A 17621-nucleotide genomic window follows, 5' to 3' on the forward strand; every position below is an offset into this window, starting at 1 on the left:
ATATGATCTATTTCTGGGCTTTTGTCGTTGGGGGATTAATATGTGTGGTGGGTCAGATCATGTTTGATATTTTCAAGTTAACGCCGGCTCATACGATGAGCACACTTGTCGTGATCGGCGCAGTCATGGATGCTCTGGGTTGGTATGACCCGCTTGTGAAGTTTGCCGGAGCCGGAGCCTCTGTGCCGATCACAAGCTTCGGCAACTCCCTTGTTCACGGTGCCTTGACCGAATTGCACCGCGATGGCTGGATTGGCGTCATAACGGGAATATTCGATGTGACGAGCGCAGGGATTTCGGCGGCTATTATTTTCTCCTTTCTGGCCGCTTTGGTTGTAAGGCCGAAGGGATGAGCATTATGAAGACGAAATGAGCAGCAGACTGTGTCTGGAGGCAGAAATTTTGCCCGAAGATGCGGTCTGTTTTTTTTACTTCCATAGGAATCATCATGTACAATAGAACTAGTACACATCGGTACAATTCAGCATAGAGCGACAAGATGACTAAACGCCTGGAGGGATAGAGCATGCCAATCGACGAGCAGTCAATTTCAGCGCTGAACGCAGTCAAGAGCAATCTGGAATCATGCATATTAGGGAAAACCTTTGAGATTAATCTATTGCTTACCGCCCTTCTTGCCGGAGGACATGTCCTAATCGAGGATGTTCCCGGTACGGGAAAGACGCAATTAATCAAGGCTCTGGCCAAATCCATGGACGGAGAATACAGACGAATCCAGTGTAATCCGGATATATTACCAAGCGATATAACAGGTGTATCTGTGTTTCACCCGCATGAGGAACGCTTTGTTTTCCGTCCGGGGCCGGTCATGACCAATATTTTGCTTGCGGATGAGATCAACCGTGCCACAACCAAGACGCAATCGGCACTGCTTGAAGTAATGGAAGAGAGAAGCGTGACGGCGGATGGGGTGACCTATGACTTGCCGGTGCCCTTCATGCTATGTGCGACTCAGAATCCGATTGATTTTGAAGGTACATATTTGCTTCCTGAGGCGCAGCTGGATCGTTTCATGTTGAAGATCAGCATGGGGTATCCGGACGCGGCTACCGAGAAAAGCATGCTTCGTTCGCATGCTGCCGGACAGCCGGTTGATCAGCTTCGCCCGGTGACAAATATGGTTGATATCGCGAGAATCCAACAAGAGATTACCCGGGTGCATATCAGCGATGCTCTGACTGATTATCTATTGGAAATCGTGAGAAGAACCCGGAGCCATGAGTCTGTCCTGCTGGGGGCCTCGCCGCGCGCATCGCTCGCTTTCATGAATGCTGCGAGAGCTTACGCATTCTTGCAGGGGCGTGATTATGCTTTGCCGGATGATATCAAGGTGCTTGCTCCTTATGTGCTCGGACACCGCATGTTGCTTCGGCCGGAAGCCCGGCTGGACAGCCGGAATGCCGGACAGATCGTGCAGCAGATTCTGTTGCAGATTCAGGTTCCGGTTAGCGCGGGAATATAAGCTATGCGTACCGTAATGGGAGCTGTCAAAGCTGAATTGTCTTCCTTTAATTTTTGGAAAATGGCCTCTCTTTGGATCATTTGCTTGCTGTATGTATTGTTCCAGGGGGGCAAAACTTCTTTGATGCTGCTGGCCATGACCCTCGTCTTATCCTGCTACTGGATTATAGGAGGCTGGGGAGGCATGCGCAGAATTCGAGGGACAAGAAGCTTGTCTGTAGACGGAGAACGCTCTGTTTTGCTGAAGGCCGGTGACGCGGTTCAGATACGCCTCGAAATTCAGACACCGCGGTTCCTTCCGCTTCCCTATATTGTCCTTAAGGAGCATTTGCACAGGCATAATGGGGATGCGTGGGTGTTTCAGGAGAGTATCATTCCAAAAATGCAGAGAAGCAGCACATTGGCCTATCAGACCCCTCCACTGGAGCGAGGCAGATACAGCTTTGAGGATACGGAATGCTATTCCGAGGACATCTTCGGATGGATGAAGCATAGGAGCAGCTTTATGGCTGGAGGCGAATTCCGGATTCTTCCGCGCACCATCTTCATTCCTCATTGGCAATTACAGAGCCGGAACTCCCGGCTTGCCGGGACAGAAACGGCGGTATCCATGTCGCGAAGAGAGACGACCCAGATTAACGGGGTGCGGGACTATGTGTACGGTGACCGGATTTCAAGGATTCATTGGAACGCAACCGCCAAGACAGGCACCTGGAAATCCAAGGAGTTCGAGCATGAGTCGCTCCCGAAGACATTCCTTGTGCTGGATGGGCATTCCATCGGCTATATGAAGCCTGAGCAATTTGAACTCGCGGTATCTACCGCCGCCTCGCTCCTTGAATTTGGCGCAAGACAGCGGATTAATATGGGATTGTGCACACTGGGCAAAGACTTTAGAGGCTTTGCGCCTTCCGAGGGGCATTTGGAGCGCCTTGAGATGCTGCATCATTTGGTGGATATTCATGCCGACGGATACGGCTCGCATATCCCGAAGCTGGAGAAGGCAAGGATGCTGCAATCACCAGGAGCCTTTTTTATTCTGATCAGTCCGCTAAGCGACGAGAACTTATTCTCCATCCTGCGTTGGGCCAAAAGTCATCACATGACGCCATATCACATTCATATTGCTGCCAGCACGACGGGTTCTACTCGTAAAAGCCTAGTTAAGAGCATGCTGCATGAGCGGGGGATTCGGGGGATTTCCGCATCCTCGCTGTCCGAACTGCCTGCGGCGCTTGGAGGTGGTGTTCAATGAAGCTTTCTGAGCGCACCTATTCCTGGTATCATATTCTATCCGTTATTTGCATCTGGATTATTGCTTTTCAGTGGATTGATTTTACGGTTCCGCTATGGTTTCAGGCAACAACGACACTTGTTACGGTTACTTTGCTGATCGTGGGAGCAGTGGAGCTCCTTCCGCTTCAAGCGGGCTGGCGCTGGACGATGAAGCTGATTGTTGTAATGGCCTCCTGGAGAGTGGTCCTGGTGGGGTATGGAGTATACACTCCGAGCGGGCCGCTCTACCCTGACCAGTTGCGTGATATGTCATTATCGTTCCAGCCCTATATATGGTTTTCGCTTGCTGCCTGGTTTCTTTTTGAGCTTATCCTGATGGCGGTGAAGGGGAAAGCTCGGATTATGCTGTTTTTAGCAGGCCATCTTATTGTATTTGCTGCCCTGGATTCTTTCACACCTTACCATTTATGGATGAACGTAGCATGGATCGTATTTGCAGGCTTAAGCTGGCTGGCCGGCTGTCATTTCCGAGAGTATCAATTGAAATTTCCTCAAGGCTGGGGCGTGTTGAAAAGTCATCCATTACAAATTGCCGGCAATATCATTGTCGTATTTGCCTGTGTTCTGTTAATCGGAACCAATATGCCTACGGTATCGCCGCTGTTAACAGACCCGTATACGGCCTGGGTGAACCGAAATAGCGGCAGCGGCGGAGGCGAAGGGACAGTAGAGACGGCTACATCGTCCATTTCGACCCTTGCTCCCAACTTTGAACAAGCTGTGGTTGTGTCCGGTTATAGCAGAGATGATCAGGAGCTTGGCGGCGGCTTTGAGTTCAGCTATAGTCCGGTGATGTCCATCGACTCTTCCGTAAGATCCTATTGGCGGGGAGAGACACGCCGGTTATACACAGGCACAGGCTGGCTGGATTACTTAAGCGAAGGCAGAAATAATAGGGGCGGAGGCGGAAGTGAAGAGTTTCTGCTGAATGACCCTGCGCCGAAGACCGAGACCATGCAGGTTGTACAGACAATTACGATGCAGAACGAGCAGATTTATCCGATTTTGTTCGGCGGGTATGCGATCGCGAAGGTAGAGTATCTGGATGAGGAGTCTTCCGCGTCCTTTAGCTCAAGTGCTACTTGGTATCCGGAGGAGGCGGAGCTGCGCTGGGATCCATCTCATGTGGCTGTACTGTCCAGCAGTGCTGAGCCAACACGTCTCTATCCAAGAAGATACGCCATCACTGCCAATATTCCGCTGATTCCGCTGGAAGAGGTGCGTGAAGCCGCATATCAGGAACTGTACCCCGAAGGTTCACGGGATGAACAGTATCTGCAGGTGCCTTCGGACTTTCCGGAGCGGGTTCGCCTATTGGCAGAACAGATTACCTCGGAGGGGGATACCCCTTACAAGAAGATGGAGCTTCTGCAGGCTTATTTGCGGCAAAATTTCGAATATACAAACAAGCCTGATATATCCCGTAAACAAAGCGACGATTTTGTGGATAGCTTTTTGTTTGAAATCCAGCAGGGATATTGTGATTACTTCTCCACATCCATGGTCATGATGGCACGCACACTCGGCATTCCGGCACGCTGGGTGAAGGGCTATGCACCGGGCAGCCAGCCGAGCCCGGAGACACTGGATAGATTTCCGGAGCGGGGCATGGCCTATCAGGTCAACAACGCCGATGCTCATTCCTGGGTGGAGCTGCACTTTGGCGATTATGGCTGGATTCCTTTTGAGCCTACGCCTGGATTCAACGCCCCGGTATTGTACAAGCAGGACGACAGTGTAGTAGCTTTTGCAGATATAGAACAGCCTGACATGTCGGATCATGAAGCGGCAAGCGGCGGCTTTATGGATCGTGTCTCACCCCAAGCGCTTCGGATCATCTCGATGATTTCAGCAGCGGTTATCCTGGTCTGGGCAGTGTACCGTTTCCGTTCCTCGCTGTATTTTGTTTTCATGCGGATGCGAATCGGCCACAAGCTATCGGCAGCTGAGAAAACCGTTCTGGAGACGATGCGGGTTGTTCGTGCCCTGAGGTGGAGAGGGTTTGAACGAAGCGAGGAAGAGACCCTAAGAGAGACCTTTGCCCAATGGAGTGCTGCCAATCCTAATTTGTCTTCGATTCTGGACGATTTGCTGCAGGAATTCGAGCTGGCAAGCTACAGCCGGGATGCATATGGGGAAGAGCGCTGGCGGCATGTAAGAGATTTGAGCAAAGAATTATTCCGCAATACAGGCAAAAGAAGATAAATATAAGGAAGTTCAGGGTAGAATATGGTATAGTTTGTCGTATGTAAAAAACTGAGGTGAACAAAATTTGTTTGAGATTTTTATGCCTAAGCTGCGGGTGAATCATGTGTTCGATATTGATCTTGAAGGTCTATATGAACAGGGTTACCGCGGAATTATAACGGATCTTGACAATACGCTGGTGGGGGCGAAGGCTCCGCTTGCCACGCCAGAGCTGGTGGATTGGTTCGAGAAGGTCAAGAAAATCGGATTTAAACTTGTGATCGTATCCAACAATAATCTGGACAGGGTATCCAAATTTGCTACCCCTTTAGATATTGAGTTCGTCCATAAAGCCAAAAAGCCGACCGGAGCTTCATTCCTTCGAGGAATGAAGCTGATGGGGCTTAGTCCGAAGGAGACGATCATGGTAGGGGACCAATTGATGACGGATGTATACGGCGGCAATCGCCAGGGGCTCTTTACAGTGCTTGTGCTGCCGATCTCGGTTCAGGATGAAGGATTCGGCACACGCATCAATCGGCGTCTGGAACGTATCGTGAAGTCCCGGCTGGGGAAGTCTGGATTATGGCTTGAGGAGGACAAACATAAATGACGGATCTGCAAAATAGAAGGGACGAAGCCCATTGCAGCGGCTGCGGCATCAAGCTGCAGATGGAAGCACAGGACAAGCCGGGCTATGTTCCGGCACAGGCTTTGGAACGTGAGCCCGTTATCTGTCAGCGGTGCTTCCGGATTAAGAACTATAATGAATCTTCATCTGTGACGGTGCAGCAGGATGAATTTCTTCGGCTGCTTGGGCAGATTGGAAGCAAGGATGCGCTTGTTATCCACATCGTGGATTTGTTTGATTTCCATGGAAGCGTTATTTCCGGCTTGCAGCGATTTATCGGCAACAACCCGGTATTGCTTGCCGTGAACAAGACCGACCTGCTGCCAAAGGTTACGAACTGGAACAAGATCAGGAACTGGGTGCAGAAGGAAGCCAAAGAGATGGGCTTGAAGGTGGTCGACGTTGTGCTGTGCAGCGCCAAGCAGAACAGCGGGTTTGACCGTCTGCTGGAGATGCTGTCGCTCTACCGGGGAGACCGTGATGTCTATGTAGTTGGTGCTACCAATGTAGGGAAGTCTACGCTGATCAACAGGCTGATCCGGGATTACAGCGATCTGGATCAGGAGCTTACCGTGTCGAGATATCCGGGAACCACGCTGGATATGGTTCATATCCCGCTGGATGACGGCAAGTCGATTATCGATACGCCTGGGATCGTGTATCCTTCCCGATATAGCGAGCTGGTTAGCCCGCAGGACCTGAGCGTGATCATGCCGGATAAGCCTCTTAAACCGGCGGTATACCAGTTAAATGAAGGACAAACCTTATTCTTGGGCGGGTTTGGCCGCTTTGATTTTATCCAGGGCGAGCGTCAGTCCTTCACCTTCTTCGCAAGCAGCCGTATTCCGCTGCATCGGACCAAGCTGGAACGGGCCGACGAGCTGTATGCGGAGCATGCCGGGGAGCTTCTGTCTCCGCCGAACCGAAGCAGTCTGGAGAAGCTGCCTGAGTGGACAAGACATGACTTCCGGATACCAAAGGGCCGGCACTCGGATCTGTTTATTTCCGGTCTGGGCTGGATCAAGGTGAATAATGAAAGCGGAGCCGTATTGGCTGTTCATGTGCCGAAGGGAGTTAAGGTGCTGGAGCGTCCGTCGCTGATCTAGGAAAATAGGATTTTAGCAGGGAATAAGGGGGAGAGTAACCATGAATCTATTGCTTGGAGTGATGGGGGATCCTGTGATTCAGTCCAAATCGCCGGTTATGCATCAGGCTGCTCTTCATGCCGCAGGTCTCCCTGGAAATTATGTCCCGCTACATGTGAAGGCAGATCAATTGGAGAGGGCTATTCAGGGAATTCGGGCGCTCGGGTTTCATGGGGTAAATGTAACGGTGCCGCATAAGATCCGGGTGATGGATTATCTTGACGAGATTGATCCGGCAGCGGCTGCAATTGGCGCTGTCAATACAATAGTGCATGAAGACGGCAGACTAATCGGTTACAATACCGATGGAATCGGGTATCTGCGCTCGTTAAAGGAAGAGACGGGAGCCAAGCTGAACGGAGCAAACATCGTTGTGCTTGGAGCGGGCGGCGCTTCCCGCGCTATCATTTATGCGCTGTTGCAGGAGAAGCCTAAATGCCTCACCATCGCAAACCGGACGGAGGCGACGGCTCAGGGACTGGTATCAGAATGGGGACATCTAGGAAGCCTGTCAGCCTGTGCATATCATAATGTCCGCAGTGCCCTGGAAACAGCAGACATTATTATTAATACAACTACAGTAGGGATGTATCCGCATATCGAGGATATCCCTGTTCAACCGGATTGGCTGCCTTCCGGGATCATCGTCAGCGACTTGATTTACAATCCGCTGGAGACCGTATTGCTTACGGAGGCGAAGCGAAAGAACTGCCGGATTCACAACGGACTGGGCATGTTTATCTATCAAGGTGCTTATGCCTTTGAATTATGGACAAAAGCCAGTGCGCCGGTCGCCGAGATGCGAGCTGCAGTTGCCGGTGAATTAAATAAAGAACACCATTAAACAATATTAAGGGGTTATGAACTACATGCTTAGCGGAAAACAAAAACGGTATTTACGGAGCCTTGCTCATCATCTTCAACCGATCTTTCAGGTCGGCAAGGGAGGAACGAACGAGCAGATCATCCGCCACATTTCCGAAGCGCTGGAACGCCGGGAACTGATTAAAGTCTCAATTCTGAATAACAATCTTGATGATCCGAAGGGGATTGCGGAAGAATTGGCAGAAGGAGCGGAAGCAGAGCTGGTCCAGCTGATCGGCAGAACGATTGTATTGTACAAGGAGTCCCGGGATTATAAGCAGATCGAGCTCCCTTAACAGAAGTTCATTCAAAAAGTCAGCTGAGAGCCGACTTTCTGAACTCGCTTAACAGGGAAGGGGAAGTTGAGATATGAAGAAAATCGGTATTATGGGCGGAGCCTTTGACCCGATCCATATCGGACACCTGTTGGCAGCCGAGGCAGCACGGGAGAAATATGGACTGGAGGAAGTCTGGTTCATGCCTTCGCATATTCCGCCGCACAAGCATCAGGCGGGCGGCAGCGGAGAGCAACGGCTGGAGATGGTTAAGGCTGCAACGCATAGTCATCCCGCTTTCAAGCCGCTTGATATTGAGCTGCGCCGGGGCGGGGTATCCTATACGGTAGATACCATCCGCGCGCTTCGCTCCGAGCATGCTGATCTGGAGCTCTATTTTATCATCGGCGCAGATATGGTGAATTACTTGCCCAAGTGGGAAGGGATTGAAGAATTGGTGGGCATGCTCCGGTTCATCGGCCTCCAGCGTCCCGGAAGCTTCCTGGAGCTGGATACACTTCCGCCGCTGATCCGGGATGCTGTAATGCTTGCGGATATGCCGCTGGTTGATATTTCCTCGAGTCTGATCCGGTCCCGAATCTCCCGCGGACTCACCGTACGCTATATGGTGCCTGAGCCGGTATATGAATATATCATGGGGAGCAGATTGTATGAAGTACTCGCGTGAACAACTGATCACTATGGTTTCCGGCCAAATGCCGGAAAAACGCTGGAGACATGTCGAGGGTGTCATGGCAACCTCCGTATCTCTTGCAAAGCGTTATGGGGCCAATCCGGAAAAGGCGGATTTGGCAGCCTTGCTGCATGACCTGGCCAAATTTTGGCCGATGGAGCGGCAGGAAGCGGTTATGCTCGAGCATGGGCTGCAGCCCGAATTGCTTCAGTATGACCGGCAATTGCTTCATGCGGAGATCGGAGCGTATGTCGCGGAGCAAGAATACGGAATTCAGGATGAGGAAGTTCTCAATGCTGTTCGCTACCATACGTCAGGCAGAGAGCAGATGACACTGCTGGATAAAATCGTCTGTCTGGCGGATTATATCGAGCCTGGCCGCAACTTCCCGGGCGTAGACCAGATCCGGGAGCTGGCTGAGCATAATCTGGAGAAGGCGTTGATTTGCGGCTTTGATTCCACGATTTCTTTTCTCTTACAGCAAGGGAAGATCATATTTCCGCTAACGGTAATCGCGCGAAATAGCCTGATCCGTGAGTTGAATGAACAGAAAGAACGATAATACTATTTTCAGGAGGTTGAATGAATGGCAGTAGCACCTAATGAATTGCTGCGTATTGCAGTCGCGGCTGCAGAAGACAAGAAAGCGATGAATCTTGTGACCCTCGATCTGAAGGGGGTATCCCTGATTGCGGATTATTTCGTAATCTGCCACGGGAATTCAGACACACAAGTTCAGGCGATTGTAACGGAGATTCGTAAACAGGCACAGGAGGCCGGTGCAACAATTCGCGGAATCGAAGGGCTGAATTCTGCCCGTTGGGTTCTGATGGATCTTGGAGACGTCGTAGTCCATGTATTCCATCGCGATGAGCGCGAGTATTACAATATTGAGCGTCTGTGGTCGGACGCTAAAGTCGTGGAGAACGTATGAGCCTGATTGCCGGTACGGTTCTTTCACTCCCTGTATCCAGAGAAGTATCTCCTTACGGTTACTTCCTCAGCGGAGGAACACAGGATGTGCTGCTGCATTATTCGGAGCTGACCCGCGAAGTAAAGCCCGGAGATACGGTAGAGGTATTTTTATTCTATGACACAGAGGATCGGCTTGCGGCGACGATGAAGAAGCCCTTCCTGACGCTGGGCGAGCTGGCCCTTCTGGAAGTGGCTGATGTTCATCCCCGTCTGGGCTGCTTCCTTGAGATGGGGCTCGGACGGCAGCTTTTGCTGCCGATCCGTGAACTGCCCGAGCTGAGGGAACTGCATCCCAAGGTAGGCGACCGGGTGTATGTTATCATGGAGCATGACAAGCAAGGACGGCTGCGGGCCAAATTGGCCGGGGAGCAGGAGCTGGCACCACTCTGTTTCCATGCGCCTGAATCCTGGAAGGATGAATGGAAGGAAGCCATCGTGTATAAGCCGCTGCAAATGGGTACCTTTGTCATTGTGGACGGAGGCGTGCTCGGCTTTGGAGCAATTGGGATGGTTCATGCATCGGAACGCCCGAGACTGCTGCGGCTTGGTGAGCAAGTGAAGGTTCGAGTCGCATTTGTTCGCGAGGACGGACGGGTCAACCTGTCGATGGCCGCCCGCAAAGAAATTGGAATGGGAGAGGACGCCGAACGGATTCTCAGCTATCTGGAAAGCCGTCCCGGCGGAGGAATGCCTTATTCTGATGCTACAGCTCCGGACTTGATCAAGCAGCGGTTCGGAATCAGCAAGTCTGCCTTTAAACGGGCTTTAGGCAAGCTGATGAAGGAAGGCAAGGTTACGCAGAGCGAGAACTGGACCTATCTTGCAGGTGCCTTGAAGGATAAAGAGAATCACGAAGCAGAGTAAGCAGCCCACTGCGGCGTATGCTGGAAAGCGGTGAAGGAACGATGGTTGCATACCGAAAATTTGCTTATGTATACGATGAATTGATGGAGGACATGCCGTATCCGGAATGGATTGCCTTTGCCGAGCATGCGTGGTCAGAGACGAGCAGCCCCAGGACGGTGGTGGATCTTGGCTGCGGAACCGGCAGTATTGCCATTCCGCTCGCAGTGGCCGGTTACCAGGTAACTGGACTTGACCTGTCGGAGGATATGCTGGCTGTTGCCCGTCAAAAGCTGGAGCGTTCTTCACAGGGAGCAAGGCTGTTTCATGAGGGGAGCTTGCAATTGACCCGGCAGGATATGACGTCATGGACCCTGCCTGAGCCGGTGGATGCGGTCATTTCCTTCTGTGATTGTATGAACTATTTGCTTGAGGAAGAAGATATTATCCGTACTTTTCAAGCTACCTGGAATGCGCTCAAGCCTGGCGGAACGTTTATCTTTGACGTGCATCATCCGGACACGCTGCGCAGCTATGAGGAAGAACAGCCCTTTATTTGGGATGAGCCCTCCTTGGCTTACATATGGACCTGTGAACGGAATGATGAAAGGAATGAGATCGAGCATCACCTGACGATTTTTGCAAGAGAAGAAGAAGCGGGAGCCGGCCTCTACCGAAGATTTGAAGAGACGCATATCCAGCGTGCGTATGATCCCGAATGGATGAGGAAGATGCTGCTTCAATGCGGATTCAAAAGCGTATCCTGCCATGGCGACTTTAGCTGGAATGCGCCGATTGAGGATGCCGCAAGGCTGTTCTTTGTTGCTGTGAAATAAAACTGTTGAGGTGGATTGTGATGTCACAAAACCGGCTGATTTTGTTTCAAGGAGATTCGATTACCGATGGGAATCGGGATCGTGGGCAGGATTTGAATCATATTTTAGGGCATGGGTACGCTTATATTATTGCAGGCATGCTTGGAGGAAAATATCCCGAGCGGAATTTGAGCTTTGTCAATCGCGGTGTCAGCGGGGATCGGGTATCCGATCTGTATGCGCGCTGGAATGAGGATGCCATCAGTCTGCAGCCCGAGGTCCTCAGCATTCTGATCGGAGTGAATGATGCCTGGAGAATCATGGCTGGCGAGCCAAGCGGCGCTACGGACAGATTCGAGCGTGCTTATATGCATTTGCTTGCGGAGACGGCTGAGGTGCTGCCGAGGACCCGTCTGATGCTATGCGAGCCGTTTATTCTTCCCGTTGGCGCTACGGCGGACAAGTGGGAGGAGTGGCAGGCACTCCTTGGCCGCTATCAACGCATTACACGTGAGCTTGCCGAGCAGTTTAATGCTGTGCACGTGCCGCTTCAGGATCGATTCAATGAGGCAGCCAAGCAGAAAGAGCCTGCTTATTGGTTGTGGGACGGGGTACACCCCACTGCGGCAGGGCATCATTTGATTGCGGAGCGTTGGATGTCGGTTGCTGATCAGCATGGACTTTTGAAATAATGTCGGACACTTTGTTAAGCCTGTATTTTTCCCAGAGGAGATTATATGAATCATGAATGAAGCTACTGAAAAACCAACCCAAGTTGCCAAAAATAATCGGCGTTCCAATTCTTCTCCGCCGCCAGTACGGGTGTATTCCCTGGGTGGGCTGGGGGAAATCGGGAAAAATATGTATGGTGTGGAATACAAGAATGAAATCATTATTATCGATGCCGGACTCAAATTTCCGGAGTCCCGATTGACGGGCATTGATTACATCATTCCTGATATTACTTATTTGATTGAAAATCGTCATAAAATTAAGGGCTTGTTTCTGACTCATGGCCATGAGGATCATATCGGGGCCCTGCCATTTGTGCTTCGTCAATTGTCCGTGCCGGTATACGGAGGACCGTTAACGATTGGACTTGTAAAAGCCAAGCTGGAGGAATATCGAATGCTTGGCGAGGTCAAGCTCCATGTGTACGAAGAGAGCGACCGTTTTCAATTTCAGCATCTGGCCGTTCATTTCTTCCGAACAACCCATAGCATTCCCGATGCCTTCGGAATCGTGATTGATACTCCATATGGTGCTGTAGTGCATACGGGAGACTTCAAGTTCGACTTTACACCGGAGGACCGGCCGGCTGATCTGTTCAAGATGGCTGCGGTCGGCGGGGAGGGCGTGCTGGCGCTGCTGGCAGACAGTACGAACAGTGAGAAGGAGGGATTTACTCCCTCCGAGCGCAAGGTCGGTACTTCGATTCTCGAAACGTTCCGTCAATGCGAAGGACGAATCCTGTTTGCCACTTTTGCTTCGAATGTCCATCGGCTGCAACAGGTAGTTGATGCGGCTATTCTGTGCAATCGCAAAATCGTGGTCATCGGCCGAAGCATGGACAAGGCCTTCTCCATCGGGCAGGACCTGGGATATATCCGGATTCCGGACGGGATGCTGATTGATGTGAAGCACATCGACCGGTACGAGGACCGGCAGATCCTGATCGTCTGTACCGGCAGCCAAGGCGAACCCAATGCCGCGCTCAGCCGGATAGCCTCAGGCGCCCATCGCACGGTGCAGATTTATCCGGGCGATACGGTGATCTTCTCGTCCTCCCCGATTCCGGGCAACGGTCAAAACGTTAACCGCGTAATTGACACTTTGATGCGTGCGGATGCGAATGTTATTTACGGTTCGATCTTTGACATTCATACATCCGGTCATGGCAATCGAGAAGACTTGAAGCTGATGCTGAGCTTTATCCGTCCGAAGTACTTCATTCCGATTCATGGGGAGTACCGGATGCTGCTCAGACACAAGGATCTCGCGATCCAGACTGGCTTGACCGAGGATCGGGTATTTCTGCTCAACCTTGGCGAGACCGTCTCGATCTACCGGAACCGGGCCAAGCGCGGCCGTACGATTCCGTCGGGCGAAGTATTTGTGAGCAATGGCGAAATGCGCGCCCAAGAGGAACAATTGGTTGAGGAACGCCTGGAGCTGTCGCAAGAAGGTATTGTGATCGTTGTGATGACGGTGGACGGTAAAACCGGACAGATTCTGGCCGGTCCGGATATCGTGACCCGCGGCTTTGTCTACATGCAGGATGCCCGTCCGCTGCTGCGGAGGGCGGAGACGGTGCTGAAGCGGAATCTGGCCAAGATGGCTGAGAAGCAAGCCTTTGATAAAGCGGTATGGCTCCGTTCGGTGCATAAGAGTATGAGAAAATACTTCATGAAGGAAGTGGGGCGTGCGCCTCATATCATGCCTTCAATTTTGGAAGTTAAATAGCATGGAATGGTTCAGGGGCTGATCGGAAAGTCATTAAGACGGACTCTCCGATCCAGCTCCTTTTTTGTGTTTTGTCGCATAAAAGCGGTAAGAATACGGAATGAGCGTTAAAGATGCGGGGCAATCAACCGCGGGAACACATCGACTGGCGGACGTTCTCTTTTCCTGCGGTCATCGGTGAGCACAACAACCGTTTCCAGGCTGGGAATGACATAAATGAATTGTCCTCCATACCCGCGCGCGTAGAAATAATCGAAGGATGGCTTCCCGTCCCCCTCGAAACTGTCGCACCACCAATGCCAGGCATAAGAGCCGCTCCAGGGAGCTGTAACTCGGATAGCAGGCTGAACGGAATGGACCGCTAGCTCGGAAGAGATTAATTGCCGGTTCTCCCATTGCCCTTGCTGCAAGTAGAGCCGCCCGAAATTCAGCAGATCGGCCGGACGGAGAGACAGCCCGAAACCTCCCGTATGAATGCCCTGAGGATCTTGCTCCCAGTGATAATCGTTGATCCCGAGGGGGCCAAATAAATAGGTCTCGGCAAATGAAACCAGGGAGCCGCCGATCGCCTGGACAAGCAGTTGGGACAGAATTTGAGAGCTTCCGGAATTGTACTCCATCACCTCGCCTGGTGGAGTAGCCATAGGCTGCTCCAGAGCGAAAGCCACCCAGTCCTGTGAGCGAGTCATCTGCGGGAAGGAGTTGATGCCGCCAAATTCCTTCCATCTCCAACCGCCAGACATTGTTAACAGATGCCGGAGGGTAATGTCTTTTCTCCAGTCGTCCTTTTCCTTGTCCAGCATCGGAACACATTCGCTAAGCTTAGTATCGGGCGGAGGAAAGAGTCCTTGATCCATGGCAATACAGATTAGCGCAGAAAGAAAGCTCTTCGTGCACGAGTTGATTTTGGTTAGTTCATATTCGACTTGTTGATGTCGATAATGCTCGAAAATTAGCTTTTCTTGACGGTAAATGAGACAGCTCCTTAAATGAAGCGGTACGACGGCCGCAGAAATTGATGACAGATCCATGCTGCAACATCCTTTCTTTCATTGAAATCATTGTATCATAAGGGCTCGGAAGTCCCATAAATGAAAAATACCAGCATACATTTTGAAAATTTCATACTAATTACTTTCTTCGACAACATTCGTCTTTTTTATCGAAAACTATACAATTAGTCCCCTTTTATTCCGATATTATATGTGACTAAGGTCATATTAAAGCGGTAGAAGAATGAATCGAAAATATAGCATTTTTAAGAAGGAAGGGAAATGAAATGAAAATTCAGGCCAAATTAACTATTGTCATTATCGCAGTTACTATGTTCTCAACCTTGCTGATGGTCTTTTTCACGAGAAACAAGTCCACGGATGAGATTAATCAGCTATCGCAAACAGCTATGCGACAAATGGCGGAGGGGAAAATTGAGACGATCCGCGCTTTGATTTCCAAGGAATCCAATTTTCTTAAAATGGTTGCGGATTATCGCGACATTACCCAACTGCTGCAATCCTCAGGAGGAACAGGGGCAAGCGAGAATCAGGAGTTATTAAATAACCTCAATACTAAGCTTCAGGAATGGGTGGAAGAAGCGGGGAACCTGGAACATATTTTCGTAGGGAATATGAATGGTATTGGGATCGCAGACAGTGATGTTGCGTTGATCGGTACTGATTTTAGTGAACGGAGTTACTTTAAGAAGGTGGTAGAAACTCAACAATCTGTGATCAGTGAAACGCTGCAATCCAAATCTACGGGCGCTTTTGTGGTAGCCTTTGTAGAGCCGGTAAAGGTAGATGGTCAAATGATCGGATTTGTTGCCTCTGCCGTCCGCAGCGACAGCATGGTCCATTATCTGGCCAATTCAACTGTGCTGAGTGCGGAATCTTCTTATGCCTATCTGGCGGATGAGACGGGAACACTTATCTTTCATCCGGACCCGGCCCGAATTGGTACAGTGACGCAGGTTGAAAAAATCGTAGAAGTGGTAAGCAAATTAGCTGCCGGAGAACAGGTTGCCCCAAGTCATTATGATTACATACTGGATGGTGTGGAAAAATCCGCATACTACACCACGATACCTGAAACTGGGTGGACCCTGGTCTTGACGGGAGATGAGCAGGATATTGTCGCTCCGGTTAATAGGATGATTCAGTTTATTTGGATCATAGGAGCAATCAGCCTTGTAGTTACCATTATTGCGGCAGGCTTGATTGCACGCGGGATTTCCATTCCGATTATCAGGCTGACGAGCTTGATTGATAAGACAGCGGATCTCGATCTGAAGAGATTGGACGGCTATGACCGTCTTGCCAAGGGCAAGGATGAAATCAGCTTGATGGCGGCAGCAACGCTAAAAACCCGTGACGTCTTGCGAGAGACCGTTGGAGGTCTCTCTGAAATCTCCTCTAAAGTCGTAAATAATACTGTAGCACTGGAGCAATTGTCTACGGATGTCCGGGAAAATGCCCATGATAACGCGGCAACAACGGAGCAGCTGTCGGCAGGGATGCAAGAGACGGCAGCCGCTTCGGAGGAAATGACTGCAGCAATTCAGGAAATTAACTCTAATGTAAGCTCCATTGCAGATCAGGTTAGAAAGGGTGTCGAGGTTTCGGGGCAAATTACGGAGCGTGCCCAGCATCTGCGGAAGGATGCCATGGAATCGTCGGAAAGAACTGAACAAATGTATGGGGAAGTCAGACATAAAATGGAGCATGCGATTCAGCAGTCGGCAGCAATCCAGGAGATTGACCAGCTTGCAGCTACAATTTTAGCCATTACGGGCCAGACGAATCTGCTGGCACTGAATGCGGCTATAGAAGCGGCTAGAGCAGGCGAAGCCGGAAAGGGCTTCTCCGTGGTTGCTGGCGAGATTCGAAAGCTGGCGGAGCAATCCTCTCATACTGCTTCAGGCATTAAGGATATTGTTGAAAATGTGACTTCCTCCGTCAGTGAGATGAAGACTCAATCTGAAGCTATGCTGGCGTTCATTAATGATAGTGTACTGAACGATTTTCGCAAGCTGGGAGATGTCAGTGTGCAATATAGCCAGGACGCGGACACCATCGATGAACTGATGAGCGAGTTTGATACCTCTGCCTCTCAATTGCATTCGACCGTATCGGGTATTTCCACTGCTGTCAACGAAGTGGCCGCTACCATGAATGAAGGCGCTGCCGGGGTACAGGACATTGCCGAGAAGAACTCGGATATTGTGGAAAAAACCTTAATAGAGGCTGCCAAAGCCAAAGAGACGCTGAACAGTGCTCGGGAGATGGAGCAGCTGATGTCCAAGTTTACACTTTAATTAGGAAATTCTATCAAAGGGGCTCTCCCAAAGGACTTGATCCGGCGGTAGGGCCCTGTTTGTGTTCAGAGACTAGCGCGGCACAGAATTTCTTGGCAGGGGAGTGTGCAAAGCAAAGGACAGTTAAACATTGGAGGGCGAATTAGGGGGCAACGTGTGATGTGTGCTTACGATCGCTGTTGTTCGCGGATTTCTATGATTGGACTAAGTTCTAACAAGGGAGAAATCCGCTCACAAAGGCGAACGCTCCGCTTCTTCAGCACACTTCACACTTATGCCCTGACAACCTCGCCTTTGCAGTTTAACTGAAATGCAGTGCACTTGGCTTCGCCGTAAACTGCACTGCATTGAACTTGCCGCTTGTCGTCTGCAGCATGCAGCAGCATACTCCGAGCGCCAATAGCCTTCTACCAGCTTCCCCTTGCTGCCAGCCTCGCCTTAGGCTAGGCATCACGAATGGGAACCTGCGCGATTCACTTTACGCACAGCCCAATGGAACACTGGCGCCTGAAGTTGCGCCCAGTTGTACGTGGCTTCGGGCTTACGCGGAACACGGAACTTCGTAACCGACTGGGTATTCCAGTCTTGCTCCGAGCTTTACTCATCCCACTTGTTCAGTTCATTCCGGTTATGCTCCA

17 protein-coding genes are annotated in these 17621 nt (G+C 50.9%); 16 read left to right on the plus strand and 1 reads right to left on the minus strand.

Annotated elements, in window-relative coordinates; all coding sequences use genetic code 11:
• Positions 1-2: 2 nt before the first annotated feature.
• The 15 genes from spoVAE to rnjA all read left to right on the plus strand — a co-directional run bounded on the left by spoVAE (position 3) and on the right by rnjA (position 13670).
• On the plus strand, positions 3-353 hold the full coding sequence (spoVAE, locus tag KI362_RS01010; RefSeq protein WP_044479426.1) for a stage V sporulation protein AE: 351 nt from the start codon (positions 3-5) through the stop codon (positions 351-353).
• Positions 354-526: 173 nt separating this feature from the next.
• Positions 527-1483, plus strand: coding sequence for an AAA family ATPase (locus KI362_RS01015; protein ID WP_301624212.1), 957 nt, complete (start codon positions 527-529; stop codon positions 1481-1483).
• Positions 1484-1666: 183 nt separating this feature from the next.
• A complete protein-coding gene (locus tag KI362_RS01020; RefSeq protein WP_306432804.1) occupies positions 1667-2737 on the plus strand; it encodes a DUF58 domain-containing protein in 1071 nt (356 codons plus the stop codon).
• Entirely contained in the window at positions 2734-4983 is a 2250-nt protein-coding gene (locus KI362_RS01025; protein ID WP_301624215.1) for a DUF4129 domain-containing transglutaminase family protein, read from the plus strand. The genes KI362_RS01020 and KI362_RS01025 overlap by 4 nt, the downstream gene beginning before the upstream one ends.
• A 67-nt stretch (positions 4984-5050) precedes the next feature.
• Positions 5051-5578: a YqeG family HAD IIIA-type phosphatase gene (locus KI362_RS01030; RefSeq protein WP_044479422.1), complete on the plus strand. Its 528-nt coding sequence runs from the start codon at positions 5051-5053 to the stop codon at positions 5576-5578.
• On the plus strand, positions 5575-6702 hold the full coding sequence (yqeH, locus tag KI362_RS01035) for a ribosome biogenesis GTPase YqeH (protein ID WP_301624218.1): 1128 nt from the start codon (positions 5575-5577) through the stop codon (positions 6700-6702). The genes KI362_RS01030 and yqeH overlap by 4 nt, the downstream gene beginning before the upstream one ends.
• Before the next feature lie 40 nt (positions 6703-6742).
• On the plus strand, positions 6743-7585 hold the full coding sequence (gene aroE / locus KI362_RS01040) for a shikimate dehydrogenase (protein WP_301624220.1): 843 nt from the start codon (positions 6743-6745) through the stop codon (positions 7583-7585).
• A 25-nt stretch (positions 7586-7610) separates the two neighbouring features.
• Positions 7611-7901, plus strand: a complete 291-nt coding sequence (gene yhbY / locus KI362_RS01045) for a ribosome assembly RNA-binding protein YhbY (protein ID WP_044479419.1) — start codon at positions 7611-7613, stop codon at positions 7899-7901.
• 73 nt (positions 7902-7974) lie between these two features.
• Positions 7975-8568, plus strand: a complete 594-nt coding sequence (locus KI362_RS01050) for a nicotinate-nucleotide adenylyltransferase (protein WP_212938290.1) — start codon at positions 7975-7977, stop codon at positions 8566-8568.
• Positions 8552-9136 (plus strand): bis(5'-nucleosyl)-tetraphosphatase (symmetrical) YqeK, encoded by a 585-nt coding sequence (gene yqeK, locus KI362_RS01055; RefSeq protein WP_301624223.1) that lies wholly within the window; start codon positions 8552-8554, stop codon positions 9134-9136. Before KI362_RS01050 ends, yqeK begins: the two co-directional genes overlap by 17 nt.
• Before the next feature lie 24 nt (positions 9137-9160).
• Positions 9161-9508 (plus strand): ribosome silencing factor, encoded by a 348-nt coding sequence (rsfS, locus tag KI362_RS01060; protein WP_301624225.1) that lies wholly within the window; start codon positions 9161-9163, stop codon positions 9506-9508.
• Positions 9505-10413: a CvfB family protein gene (locus tag KI362_RS01065; protein ID WP_044479414.1), complete on the plus strand. Its 909-nt coding sequence runs from the start codon at positions 9505-9507 to the stop codon at positions 10411-10413. The genes rsfS and KI362_RS01065 overlap by 4 nt, the downstream gene beginning before the upstream one ends.
• A 41-nt stretch (positions 10414-10454) precedes the next feature.
• Complete coding sequence (locus KI362_RS01070; RefSeq protein WP_301624638.1) at positions 10455-11228, plus strand: class I SAM-dependent DNA methyltransferase; 774 nt, start codon at positions 10455-10457, stop codon at positions 11226-11228.
• A gap of 20 nt (positions 11229-11248) precedes the next feature.
• A complete protein-coding gene (locus KI362_RS01075) occupies positions 11249-11899 on the plus strand; it encodes an SGNH/GDSL hydrolase family protein (RefSeq protein ID WP_081671708.1) in 651 nt (216 codons plus the stop codon).
• A 52-nt stretch (positions 11900-11951) separates the two neighbouring features.
• Complete coding sequence (rnjA, locus tag KI362_RS01080; RefSeq protein WP_301624229.1) at positions 11952-13670, plus strand: ribonuclease J1; 1719 nt, start codon at positions 11952-11954, stop codon at positions 13668-13670.
• Between the two features lie 107 nt (positions 13671-13777).
• On the opposite strand, the gene KI362_RS01085 is transcribed toward rnjA, so the two are convergent.
• Positions 13778-14701: a serine hydrolase domain-containing protein gene (locus tag KI362_RS01085; protein WP_301624231.1), complete on the minus strand. Its 924-nt coding sequence runs from the start codon at positions 14699-14701 to the stop codon at positions 13778-13780.
• A 248-nt stretch (positions 14702-14949) separates the two neighbouring features.
• Here KI362_RS01085 and KI362_RS01090 point away from each other — a divergent pair, with 248 nt between their 5' ends.
• Positions 14950-16983 carry a methyl-accepting chemotaxis protein gene (locus KI362_RS01090; RefSeq protein ID WP_301624233.1) on the plus strand — a complete coding sequence of 678 codons (2034 nt, stop codon included), beginning with the start codon at positions 14950-14952 and terminating at the stop codon, positions 16981-16983.
• Positions 16984-17621: the final 638 nt, after the last annotated feature.

The sequence above is a fragment of the Paenibacillus apis genome (assembly GCF_018333295.1).
In the GTDB taxonomy this organism is placed as follows: domain Bacteria; phylum Bacillota; class Bacilli; order Paenibacillales; family Paenibacillaceae; genus Fontibacillus; species Fontibacillus antibioticophila.